The organism is Streptomyces sp. NPDC048483, from assembly GCF_040651455.1.
In the GTDB taxonomy this organism is placed as follows: Bacteria; Actinomycetota; Actinomycetes; order Streptomycetales; family Streptomycetaceae; genus Streptomyces.
Window position 1 is genome coordinate 24,277 of record NZ_JBEZJZ010000088.1, and the last position, 11,122, is coordinate 35,398.

The 11,122-nt window shown below is 69.4% G+C and carries 14 protein-coding genes, 1 tRNA gene and 1 pseudogene; 8 read left to right on the top strand and 8 right to left on the bottom strand.

The features are described from left to right. Positions 1-22 precede the first annotated feature (22 nt). The 3 genes from AB0D04_RS32090 to AB0D04_RS32100 form a co-directional block, all read right to left on the bottom strand. A complete protein-coding gene (locus AB0D04_RS32090; protein WP_362710477.1) occupies positions 23-610 on the bottom strand; it encodes a GNAT family N-acetyltransferase in 588 nt (195 codons plus the stop codon). Positions 611-673: 63 nt separating this feature from the next. After that, complete coding sequence (locus AB0D04_RS32095; protein WP_362710480.1) at positions 674-874, bottom strand: DUF397 domain-containing protein; 201 nt, start codon at positions 872-874, stop codon at positions 674-676. An 11-nt stretch (positions 875-885) separates the two neighbouring features. Then, positions 886-1,731: a helix-turn-helix transcriptional regulator gene (locus tag AB0D04_RS32100; protein WP_362710483.1), complete on the bottom strand. Its 846-nt coding sequence runs from the start codon at positions 1,729-1,731 to the stop codon at positions 886-888. 249 nt (positions 1,732-1,980) lie between these two features. Here AB0D04_RS32100 and AB0D04_RS32105 point away from each other — a divergent pair, with 249 nt between their 5' ends. From AB0D04_RS32105 to AB0D04_RS32120, 4 genes are all read left to right on the top strand, one after another. Then, positions 1,981-2,427, top strand: coding sequence for an ATP-binding protein (locus tag AB0D04_RS32105; protein WP_362710486.1), 447 nt, complete (start codon positions 1,981-1,983; stop codon positions 2,425-2,427). A gap of 56 nt (positions 2,428-2,483) precedes the next feature. After that, a complete protein-coding gene (locus AB0D04_RS32110) occupies positions 2,484-3,218 on the top strand; it encodes a ribonuclease H (protein ID WP_362710514.1) in 735 nt (244 codons plus the stop codon). A 92-nt stretch (positions 3,219-3,310) separates the two neighbouring features. After that, complete coding sequence (locus AB0D04_RS32115) at positions 3,311-3,823, top strand: GNAT family N-acetyltransferase (RefSeq protein ID WP_362710489.1); 513 nt, start codon at positions 3,311-3,313, stop codon at positions 3,821-3,823. Between the two features lie 111 nt (positions 3,824-3,934). Then, positions 3,935-4,879, top strand: a complete 945-nt coding sequence (locus tag AB0D04_RS32120) for a Yip1 family protein (protein ID WP_362710491.1) — start codon at positions 3,935-3,937, stop codon at positions 4,877-4,879. Positions 4,880-4,977: 98 nt separating this feature from the next. On the opposite strand, the gene AB0D04_RS32125 is transcribed toward AB0D04_RS32120, so the two are convergent. The 3 genes from AB0D04_RS32125 to dcd form a co-directional block, all read right to left on the bottom strand. Then, on the bottom strand, positions 4,978-6,594 hold the full coding sequence (locus tag AB0D04_RS32125) for a ricin-type beta-trefoil lectin domain protein (protein ID WP_362710493.1): 1,617 nt from the start codon (positions 6,592-6,594) through the stop codon (positions 4,978-4,980). A gap of 188 nt (positions 6,595-6,782) precedes the next feature. Next, positions 6,783-7,280, bottom strand: a complete 498-nt coding sequence (locus tag AB0D04_RS32130) for a phosphoribosyltransferase (RefSeq protein WP_362710496.1) — start codon at positions 7,278-7,280, stop codon at positions 6,783-6,785. A gap of 86 nt (positions 7,281-7,366) precedes the next feature. Next, a complete protein-coding gene (gene dcd, locus AB0D04_RS32135; protein WP_362710498.1) occupies positions 7,367-7,942 on the bottom strand; it encodes a dCTP deaminase in 576 nt (191 codons plus the stop codon). A gap of 604 nt (positions 7,943-8,546) precedes the next feature. Between dcd and AB0D04_RS32140 the strand changes: the two genes are divergently transcribed. Further along, positions 8,547-8,620, top strand: a tRNA-Gly gene (locus AB0D04_RS32140). A 51-nt stretch (positions 8,621-8,671) separates the two neighbouring features. On the opposite strand, the gene AB0D04_RS32145 is transcribed toward AB0D04_RS32140, so the two are convergent. Then, positions 8,672-8,875 (bottom strand): hypothetical protein, encoded by a 204-nt coding sequence (locus AB0D04_RS32145; RefSeq protein WP_362710501.1) that lies wholly within the window; start codon positions 8,873-8,875, stop codon positions 8,672-8,674. Positions 8,876-8,924: 49 nt separating this feature from the next. Here AB0D04_RS32145 and AB0D04_RS32150 point away from each other — a divergent pair, with 49 nt between their 5' ends. The 3 genes and pseudogenes from AB0D04_RS32150 to AB0D04_RS32160 all read left to right on the top strand — a co-directional run. Next, positions 8,925-9,104: a hypothetical protein gene (locus AB0D04_RS32150; protein ID WP_362710504.1), complete on the top strand. Its 180-nt coding sequence runs from the start codon at positions 8,925-8,927 to the stop codon at positions 9,102-9,104. Next, positions 9,101-9,817 (top strand): hypothetical protein, encoded by a 717-nt coding sequence (locus AB0D04_RS32155; protein ID WP_362710507.1) that lies wholly within the window; start codon positions 9,101-9,103, stop codon positions 9,815-9,817. Before AB0D04_RS32150 ends, AB0D04_RS32155 begins: the two co-directional genes overlap by 4 nt. Positions 9,818-9,896: 79 nt before the next feature. After that, positions 9,897-10,094 (top strand): annotated as a pseudogene (locus AB0D04_RS32160) (RNA polymerase subunit sigma-70); the annotation flags it as partial. A gap of 628 nt (positions 10,095-10,722) precedes the next feature. On the opposite strand, the gene AB0D04_RS32165 reads toward AB0D04_RS32160, so the two are convergent. Next, positions 10,723-11,122: MarR family transcriptional regulator (locus AB0D04_RS32165; RefSeq protein WP_362710509.1), on the bottom strand; the 400-nt coding region annotated here is incomplete at its 5' end.

Below are 11,122 nucleotides of genomic sequence, written 5' to 3' on the forward strand. Positions count from 1 at the left end.
GTGCTCTCCCTCAGACGTCCCCTCAGACGTCGCCCTGCACCCGGGCGTGCTGGTGCATGTCGTGCCAGCCGTCCGCATGCAGATGCGCGCTGCGCCGTATGCCCTCTGCCGCGAAGCCGGCCTTCGTGGCCACCCGGCAGGACGCCTCGTTACGGTCCGAGTGCTCGAGCTCGAGCCGGTGGAACCCGACCTTGTCGAACGCCCAGTCCGCCAACGTCCTGAGACCCCGCGGGGCGACGCCCTTCCCCCGGGCATGCGGCAGCACCCAGTACGCGCACACGGCGGTCCCCTGCTCAAGATCCATCGAGCGCAGGGCCATCCGCCCGAGTATCGCGCCGCCCACGGCATCGGTGATCGCCCACTGGGCCGCCCGCTCCTGCTGCCAGCTCCGCCCGCAGTCCGCGATCCGCTCCCTCGCCTCCGCCACCGAGGCCAGGCGCCGCATGTGCCAGCGCCGGATCACCGGGTCCTCGTAAGCGCCGTGCCATACGGCGGCGTCGTCCGCGGCCCAGGGCCGCAGCAGCAACTCACCGTCCCGCGAAGGCATCGAGGGCTGAACGGAAGCGGAGAGACTTCCGGCGGGGATGACGGGTCCGGTGGTGAAGGTCATGGCCTGCATCCTGGCTGCGACGTGCACACGGCGTCAGATCAATTTCCGCCCCGCCGCGCTCGGTTACGCCGTCCCCTCGTCAATGCGGCCCGCCCTCACGGCCCGTATGAACGCCTGCAACGGGCCTTGTGACGCCGTGATCGTGTCGTCGGGGGTGTCGCTTTCCCTGAGCGACACCCCCGCTTGCGCATAGGCCACTTCGAGACAGTTGGGAGCGTCATCGCCGCCCGAGTATGACGATTTCTGCCACCGTTCCTCACCCATTGCCACGCCTCTCACATGTCCCGCGCCACCCGGCGCATAAGGTCTCGCGAAGCTTCCGTTCCGAGCGCCGACCGCAACGCCCTGCGGAATACGGTTTCGTACTTGTGCAGTTGGGATTCCGCACTCAGGAATGTGCCGCCGTGCGCCGTGTCCAAGTGCACGGTATCGAGCTGTCGCACCGGGCCACCGGCGTACAGCATGGGGTGGGCTCCAAAGCCATCCACGTCGAACGGTACGACACGCAACGACACATTGGTTCGCTCGGACTCGCTTAGCAAGTACGCCAGTTGAGCACGCGCCACCTTGCGATCACCGACCCGGATACGAAGCGCTGCCTCGTGGATCACGATGTCGCATTCCGGAGGTGGCTCCCTATCGAAGACGACGCGCCTGCGCAGCCGATGCGCCACTCGCGCCTCGAGTTCACTCTTCGACAGTTCCGGAACCGAGAACGAGTAGACGGCCCGCACTTGATCCTCGGTTTGCATGATGCCCGGGATATGCGAGATCTCGATTGTCCGTAGAAACGTCGCGTGGTACTCGAGTTCGGCGAGGTCAAGAAAGCCATCGGGCAGCACCTCACGGTATTCCTCCCACCATCCGTGCCCACGCTCGACCGCCATATCGACCAGCGCGTCGACGAGCACGCTGTCATCGCACAGATACCGCGTCGCGAAGTGCCGCGCCCGGTCCCCGCTCACGCCGACCCGCCCCGCCTCCGTATGGGAGATCTTGGTCTGGTCGATCCCCGTCGCGCGGGCAGCCTCGCGAATCGTCATTCCGGCCCGCTCGCGGAGCTTGCGCAGCTCGGCGCCGAGGCGCTCCTGGCGTGCCGTGGTGATGGTCCTTGCCGGCATGTATCCCTTCTCCCTTGTCCGTTGAGAGTCTGCCTGCCTCCCACAGAAGTGGGCCACACACTTCCGGGTGACATCCGGGGTCAAGACTGTTCCGGATCAGATCTGACCCCTACGTTAGGTGATGCATCGATTACCGGTGCGCCGACAAGACGGCAGTGCACCGCCCCCTGCCCGGCCACCAGCGGACGGCAACGCCACCGCACGGCAGACCGAAGCCACTCCACAGCACTCCACCCCGGAGGACGACCCATGGACCCCGAAACCTCATGGGAGTACAGCGTCCACATCCCCAACGACCCCCGAGCCATCCCCATCGCCCGCCACACCCTCCGCAGCATCCTCACCGCGCACCACCTCGCCGGCCTCACCGAGGACGCGGAACTGCTCGCCACCGAGTTGCTGACCAACGCCGTCCGCCATACGGAGGGCCCCGCCTCACTGCGCGTCCGCTGGTGCGGGGAGTCGCTGCGGCTGGGGGTCTGGGACATGGACTCCCGGGCGCCCGACTTTCGGCCGATCGACCATGACGACGAGGGCGGGCGCGGGCTCTACCTCGTGGAGATGTGCGCGGACGACTGGGGATGGTTCACGCTCAGCGATCAGCTCCTCGGCCCCAACGGGAAGTTCGTGTGGTGCGAGATCGCGCCGAAGGAAGCGAGGACGGCGTCCGTTTTACGGTGCGACCGGGCCGCCTAGGCCGGGGCCCGGGCCGGGCCACAGGGACGGTTTCGCCCACCCGCCACCCGCCTGACATCATCGCCCGCATGGCAGAACGCGTGATCGCCGCTTGTGACGGTGCCTCGAAGGGAAACCCCGGACCCGCGGGCTGGGCCTGGGTCATTGGCGACGACGGGGGCACGGCGACCCGCTGGGCGGCCGGTCCGCTGGGGACCGCGACCAACAATGTCGCCGAACTCACGGCGCTGGAGCGCCTTTTGGAGGCCACCGACCCGGCCGTCCCGGCCGAGATCCGGATGGACTCGCAGTACGCGATGAAGGCGGTCACCACCTGGCTGCCCGGCTGGAAGCGCAAGGGGTGGAAGACGGCGGCGGGCAAGCCGGTCGCCAACCAGGAGCTCGTGATGCGTATCGACGAGCTGCTCGCCGGGCGCTCGGTGGAATTCCGGTACGTGCCCGCGCACCAGGTGGACGGCGACCCCCTCAACGACTTCGCCGACCGTGCCGCGAGCCAGGCCGCGACCCTCCAGGAACCCGCCGGCAGCGCGCTGGACTCCCCGGTACCGCCGCCCTCGCCCGACACCCCGCGGCCCGGCGGCACCCGCCGTCGTACCAACGGCTCGCCCGCGAAATCCGCGTCATCCGCCACCCGGGGGCGCACCGCGCGGGCCTCGGCACGGACCCTCAACGCCAAGTTCCCCGGCCGCTGCCGCTGCGGCCGCTCGTACGCGGCGGGCGAGCCCATCGCCAAGAACGCGGACGGCTGGGGGCACCCGGCGTGCCGCAGCGGGGCGGACGGCGAGGCGTAGCCCGTCCCGCCTCGGCGTCGGCCCCGCTGCGCCGCCGGCCCCGCCACCGGAATCCGGTTGCCCGCCACGCGCCCCGCCCCAACCATGACCGTATGGCCGACGACACCCCCGCAACTCCCGCCCCACCCCTCCACATCCGCCACGCCCGCCCCACCGACGCCCCCGACATCGCCGCCCTCCACCTGGCCTCGCGCCGCGCCGCCATGCCGTACCTGCCGCCCCAGCAGCGCACCCACGACGAGGTCACCCGCTGGATCCGCGAGATCGTGCTGCCGCAGTCGCGCACCCTGGTGGCGGTCCGCGGCCCGGAGATTCTGGGCTACGCGGCCGTGCAGGGCGATCTCCTCGACCACCTCTACCTCCGCCCGGACGTCCGCCGTACCGGCATCGGCAGCCGCCTCCTCGCCGCGGCGCAGCGGCTCAGCCCCGACGGCCTGACCCTGCACGTCTTCCGCCTCAACACCGGGGCCCGCGCCTTCTACGCCCACCACGGCTTCACGGTCATCGCGACCGGCGACGGCAGCGACAACATGGAGAACCTGCCGGAGCTGACCCTCCGCTGGACGCCCGGCGCGCCCCGCCTGTCCCCTACGGGTTCCCCCTGAGCCGTCCCTTAGGGGATGTCACAGGTCAGCAGCAAACCCCCGCCCACTCTTCGCGGTCGGCCACCCAATCCCCACGGACCAGGTACTTTCGATGTTGTGGCTGGATTCAGGATGGGTCGCGGACGGGATCCCCGTACCGCGCAGGACGGACAGCAGGCTCACCAGGGGCAGCAGGCTCCGTACGGACAGCAAGGACCGTACGGGCAGCAGCCCCCGCCCCCGCATGGGCAGTGGCAGCAGCCGCAGCCACCGCAGGGCTACAGCGGCCCGCCGCAGGGGCAGCACGGCGAGCCGGAGTACTTCGGCGACGGCGGCGGCTACGACCCCCAGCAGCAGGCTCACGCCCCGTACTCAGACGACAACAACGCAGGTCACACCCGCCAGTTCAGCATCGGCGAGGCCCCGGACGCGTACGGCCCGCACCCCGACCAGTACGACAACGGCCCCGGCCCCGACGGCCAGTACGCGGACGGCGGCACCTACCGCGCCGGCCAGACCACCGCGCCGCCGGCCGGCCCCCGGCTGCACTGGAAGCAGCTGCTGTCCGGCATCGTGCTGCGCCCCGCGCCCACGTTCTGGCAGATGCGCGACCACCAGGTGTGGGGCCCGGCGCTGACCGTCACCTTCATCTACGGCCTGCTCGCGGTCTTCGGCTTCGACAAGGCGCGCGAGGATGTGCTCCACGCCACCCTCTCCCAGAGCATCCCCTGGGTGGGGATCACCGCCGTGATGTTCATCATCGGCAGCCTGATCCTGGGCACGGTCACCCACACCATGGCCCGCCAGCTCGGCGGCGACGGCGCCTGGGCGCCGACCATCGGCCTGAGCATGCTGATCATGACGATTCCGGACGCGCCCCGGCTGCTTTTCGCCATGTTCCTCGGCGGCGACAGCCCGGTCGTCCAGGTCCTGGGCTGGCTGACCTGGCTCGCCACCGGCTTCCTGCTCACCTCCATGGTCAGCAAGTCGCACGACCTGCCGTGGCCCAAGGCGCTCGGCGCCTCCGCCATCCAGCTGGTCGCGCTGCTGGCCCTGCTCAAGCTCGGCACGATCTGACCGCCGCCCTCCTCCGGCCGTAAGGACACCGAAGGGCCCGCTACGGACATCCGTAGCGGGCCCTTCGCGTACCGGATCCGTCAGCCGTACCGGGTCCCTCAGGCGAACCGCTGCCCGGCCGAGCCGTCACACGCCTGCAGCCGCAGCGGCTCCTTCGCCCCGGCCAGCGTCAGGCACAGCGATGTCGCCGCGGCCGGCCGGAGGGTCCCGCCGGCCCCGTCCCGTACGAACTGCTGGTTGGCCGCCGCCGAGCAGTTCCACAGCACCAACGCGGCCCCGGGCTCGTACCGTCCGCCCGGCACATCCAGGCACCGGTCCTGCGTCAGCCCCACATGCAGCGACTTCTGCCCCGGGTCCTGGTCGTACCACCAGCTCTGATGGCGCTGCCCGGTGCAGTCCCAGCCGCCGACCGCCGTCCCGTTACGGCTGGACGCACCGGCCGCATCCACACAGCTGCCGGTACCGGCGTTCTTCAGCGGCCGGTACGCGTCGTCCCAGGCCCCGGCGTAGAGCTTCGGCTGCCCGCTGCCGGCCGGATCCGTGCAGGACGCCTCCCGCAGCCCCGACGCCGCATACAGCTGCGTCAGGCACGACGCGAACGCGCCGTGTCCGCGCGCATTGGGATGGAACGACTGCCGCACCGAATTCGCGTCCGGCGGGAAGGGGTTGGAGATGTTGACGTACAGCCCGCGGGCCCAGGGATCCTCCATGCACACCTCGTGCCCGTGGAAAAGCCGCGAGGCATCGAGATAGGCCGCCCCGGTGTCCCGCGCGGCCTTCCGCGCGCCCTCCTCGAAGGTGGGTACGGCGGCATTCCGTCCCCACCCCGCATCGGACGTATAACCCGTGCAGCCGCCCGGCAGCTTTCCGGGGAATTGCGGATTGTCCTCCACATCCGGCCCGATAGGACTCGGATACGACATCACCACGAGCCGGTAGTCGCCGTCCGCGTATCCCGCGTCCCGCATCACGGTCCGCAGATCCTGCACGGTCTGCTCGACCTTGGGCACCAGCCCGTCGACCCGCGCCTGCCACCCCGGCCGGTATTTCGGCTCACAGGTCCCCTGCAGCAGGAACCAGCGCTCGACGCAATCCGTCATCACCGGCCCGAACTGCAGATCGTCATTGGCCCCGGCGACCAGCAGCACCATCTTCAGCCGGGTATTACGCGCCTTGATCGCCAGACTGTCGCTCTGTACCAGCTCATCGGGATACTGCTTGCTCCCACCGATCCGGATATTCCCGCTGTACGCCCCCGAGCACGCGACGTTGTACGTCACATCCGCCGCAATACCGGTCCGGTGCACGGCGGAATCCGGGGACCGGTGACACCAATTGCTGGGCCCGTCGGTCCCCGGCTCGTACGTCCCGACGCCCTCCCCCGATATCTCGCTGTCCCCCAGCGAGATCAACGAGGTCTTCCGCTCCCCGACCGGCCGCTCCGCCGGGTCGCCGTACAGCTTGGTGGCCTCCTCGGCCCGGATCTTCTCCAGTTCGGGCGGCAGCGGCTTCCCCGCCACCGCGCCGGAATGAGCCCCCGGTGCAGCGGCGACCGGGGTGGCCCCGGCGATCCCGCCCGCCACCAGGCCACCCGCCGCGATCGCCACACCGAAGACGCCGAAGACACCGAAGACACCGAACCGCCGGCGCCGTCGTAAGTCCGCCCGCCCGCGCCGTCGTGAATCCGCCCGCCGCACCCATCCCGCACGCACCATTGGGCCTCCCCTCCGGTCTGCTGTTACCGCCGGTTTTTACTCGGAGGTAAGCACCGGCGGAACACCCGGAACGGTATTGGCCGAAAGCCGCGCAGAGGGCAGCGTCAAAAGAGTGCCGCCTTATCAACTCCCTGACAAAAAAGGGAAGTCGGCGACGCCACGGCACTCATTGCCGCTACACGCCTCGCTCAGGCGTCGAGCACCTGATTGTCACGGCGCACGACGGGCGGTTCGACACTCCACGGGAAATTGATCCACTCATCCGTGCGCTTCCACACGTACTCGCACTTCACCAGCGAGTGCGACTTCTCATAGATCACCGCGCTGCGGACCTCTGCCACGGTCCCCACGCAGAAGTCATGCACCAGCTTCAGCGTCTTGCCCGTATCCGCCACGTCATCCGCGATCAGCACCTTCTTCTGCGAGAAGTCGATCGCATTCGGCACCGGCGCGAGCATGACCGGCATCTCCAGAGTGGTCCCCACCCCGGTGTAGAACTCCACATTCACCAGGTGGATGTTCTTGCAGTCCAGCGCGTACGCCAGACCGCCTGCAACAAAAACGCCGCCGCGGGCAATGGACAGCACGACGTCGGGCTCGTAGCCGTCGTCCGCGATCGTCTGCGCCAGCTCGCGGATCGCCCCGCCGAACCGCTCGTACGTCAGGTTCTCCCGTACACCACTCACGAAATTCTCTCTCAGACCTTCTGCCGGCTGTCGCCTGTTACCCGTCGCCTCGTGCGTCGCTGTTGCCCGCCCCGTCCGCGGTCCGCTCAGACCTGCGTACGGTGAAAGTTCATGAACGACCGGGACGGCGTCGGGCCGCGCTGCCCCTGGTAGCGGGAGCCGTACCGGTCACTGCCGTACGGGTGCTCGGTCGGCGAGGTCAGCCGGAACATGCACAGCTGCCCGATCTTCATGCCGGGCCACAACTTGATCGGCAGCGTGGCGACATTGCTCAGCTCGAGCGTGACATGCCCGCTGAAACCCGGGTCGATGAACCCGGCGGTCGAGTGCGTCAGCAGCCCCAGCCGCCCCAGGCTGGACTTGCCCTCCAGCCGCGACGCGAGGTCGTCCGGCAGGGTGATGACCTCGTACGTCGAGGCCAGCACGAACTCACCGGGGTGCAGGATGAACGCCTCGTCCCCCTCCGGAACAACCTCGCGGGTCAGGTCGGCCTGCTCGACGGCGGGGTCGATGTGCGGGTAGCGGTGATTCTCGAACACCCGGAAGAAGCGGTCGAGGCGCACGTCGATACTGGACGGCTGCACCATCGACTCTTCATAGGGGTCGATACGCACCCGACCAGCGTCGATCTCGGCCCGGATGTCCTTGTCTGAGAGAAGCACGCAGACGAGGATACGCGCCCGCACCTCCCCCACCGCACGGCAAGGGCCCGGCCCCCCGAGGGGACCGGGCCCTTCCACTTCCTTCCGTACTGCTCCTACTACTCCCGCTGCTCTCGCTGCGGCTACCCCGTCCGCTACCTCTTGGCGTACTCCGCTACCTCTTGGCGTACTCCACCGGAACCGACTGCCGCAGCCGAGCGCAGCGCGGGCACCGCAGCAACCGTCCGGGACCGAGCCGGTCGGTGGTCTGCATGGGGAACGAAGCGGTGCTGAACACGTGGCCCTCGGCACAACGTACGACGGTGCGCTCCATCAAGTCCCTCTCCCAACTGCGTGGACAACAAAAGCCACATTAGGGGATGAACTGGGCGCCCTCGCAGGCGGCACTCCGAGCCCCCACCGTACGCCCCAACTCCCGCACCCCGCAGCCGCATCCCACCCCCACGACGCACCCGCCACACCCGCCCGAAGCCCTCCGGCCACGCCGCTTCCGCGTCACGCCTGCGCCTCCTCCGCACACCCCGGAAACGCCAAATGCACCGGCGGACGGCGATGGGGTAGAGTGTGCGACGATGTTCCGCTCTCGGATCCGAGGCGGGATTACGCGGGTGTAGTTTAATGGTAGAACATGAGCTTCCCAAGCTCAGAGCGCGGGTTCGATTCCCGTCACCCGCTCCATAGTTGAGGCCCAGGTCGGAGACCTGGGCCTTGTTTGTTGCCCGGACCGGTTCAGGCGTCCCGCACCAGATCCGTACCAGAAGGCGTCTGACCGGGCTCGCCGCGAGCGGCCCGCACGAGGTCGTCCAGCCCACCCGCGACGTCCTGTTGCCGCTCACCATCCGAGTGCCACTCGCGATTCGAGTGCCGGCAGGTCAGCGTCGCCTTCTCCAACGACTGGCCGGCGCGGACCAACGCCTCCTTCGCGCTCGCCAAGGCCGGACTCGATGTCGCGGACGGCTCGATCTACCCGGCGCTGGCGCGCTTGCGTAAACGCGAGCTGGTCGAGATCGAACGCCGCAGCGGCGACGGGGGCCCCGCCCGTACCTACTACAGGCCCAGCGAAGCGGGCATGCGGATGCTCCGGGCGTCGAGCCGCGACTGGGGCGAATTCGCCACGCGCATCGGCTCCATCATCGGCCACCCTGCGCGGGAGGAATCATGACACTGACGGTCGAGGACGCGATACACAAGGCCACGGAGACGTGGCGCCGCCTCAGCGTCGAACAGGACACGGCCGAAGAGATGGCCGAGGAGCTGGCCGCGGACCTGACTGCCGCCTCCTCGGACGGCCGGTCGGTCGCGGACTACATCGGCGGGGACATCGAGGCACTGGCCACCTCCTGGGCCGACGAACGCGGTCTGCTGCCGGTGCACCGGCACCTGAAGGAAACCGCCATCGCGGCGGCCCAGGGCGCCGCTCTACCCGCCCTTGCCACCCTCGCCTTTTGGTTTGTGAGCTGGTCCCACCTCCTCGACCCCAGCTTCGAATCCATGACCACCACGCTCGACGGACCCCCGCGGTGGGAGGTGCGCAAGTTCCCCAATCCCGGCGTCCCTTTGATGTGGGTGGGCCTGCCCGTGTGCGTGCTTGCCGCCTTCTTCATGGTCCGGCGCGCCGTGCGCGGGACGCTCCAGCACTATGGCGCCCTCGCGCGCGAAGCGACCATGCAGGCCCTGACCAAGGCTCTGCCCGTCATTCTTCTGGCAGCGGCCGCGCTGGGCGTCGCGATCGGCCTCTTCGGGAACTACGTGGTGGGGTACTACCAGCTCCTCTTCACCGTCCCCTTTGCGTCGGCCGGAATGATCGGCGCCGTCGCAGCCGGCGCCACCTGGGTCCGCCACCGCACCTGCCCGACCGTGACCGCCACCAGGTGAACCACGGGCTGCGGGCCACCTGCCCGCTCCCGACAGTCCACGGGCAGGTGGCATCGAATGGTCAGGGCGGCATCCACCCCGCGCGCGCGTGGCCGGCAGTGCGGCACGAGGACATGCGGCGACCGTCAACGGCCGCCCCGGCGTCATCTCCTGGAGCGAAGACGGCACCCCCCTCGCCCTCCTCGCCTTCACCGTCGCCGATGGCCGCATCACCGAGATCACCGCTGTGATCGATCCGGCCAAACTCGCGCTCATGGGCCTGCCGGACCCGGTGTGACTCCCTACCGGCGATGGCCGCTCGTCCTCGATGTGGTCCATGCCGGATCCCGCAGCGACGGTGAACGGAGCCACCTGATGGGCGGAGAGTGCGGGACCTGGGGCAAAGCCTGATGGGCAGCAGAGGGGAAAGGCTCCGAGGGCGGGGGCACTCCCACGCACCTGAGCCAGCGCGGCGCCTCTCTTGTGCGATCGTCCCGGCCCACCATTCCGTGGCGGCGACGGCATCGGTCACCCCGCTAGGACCTCACCGAGTCGGTTGTGGGCGGTGCCGGCGAGCGTCTGGTGCAGAGCGTCGGCGCGGGTTCGGATCAAGCCGTCCTGATACGTCTGGGGCAGCCTTTGCCAGACGTCAACAGCCATGTCTGCCGCTGCGGAATCGTCGCCGTCGACCTTTAGGCAGGTTGCGGCGTCCATGACCAGGGGTAGCCGAACCAGGTGTCGGCGCCTTGCGAGGTGTCCAGGCGCTCGGCGAGGGAGCGGGCGTCGGCGACCGCGCGCAGGGCGCCCTTGTGGTCCCCTGTCGAGGCGAGGGCTCGTGCGGTGACGGCGGCTGCCGGCGCGGCTGCGGCGGTTGGGGTCCGTCCGGCCTCGGCGCGGGCCCAGATGGCGAGTTCAGCGGCAGCTGTCTATGCGTGATCTGAGCGTGGCGTGGCGGTGCCGTCCGGGGTCGTTTCGGTTCTGGTGTAGAGGACCTCGCGGCCCTGTTCCGCGGCGCGGATGAGCCCTTCGCTGACGAAGTCGAGGAAGCGGGCGGCATTTTCGAGGCGGGTGGCGGCCGGGGTGCCGTGGCCGAGGATGCCGATGCCCTGACGTGCGGTCTCGATGAACTGGTCGTTGGCCCGGGCGCTGCGGATCATCGACTGGTACCAGAGGTCGTCGTCGACGACGTAGCGCTCGCGGCGGCGTTCGTCGCGTTCCCGGCGGACGAGGGCCAGGCCCTCGAGGAACGTGATCGCTTTGGAGATGGACGCCGGGCTGACCTGGAGGCGCTGGGCGAGTTCGGAGGCGGTGAGGCTGCCGGTGTCG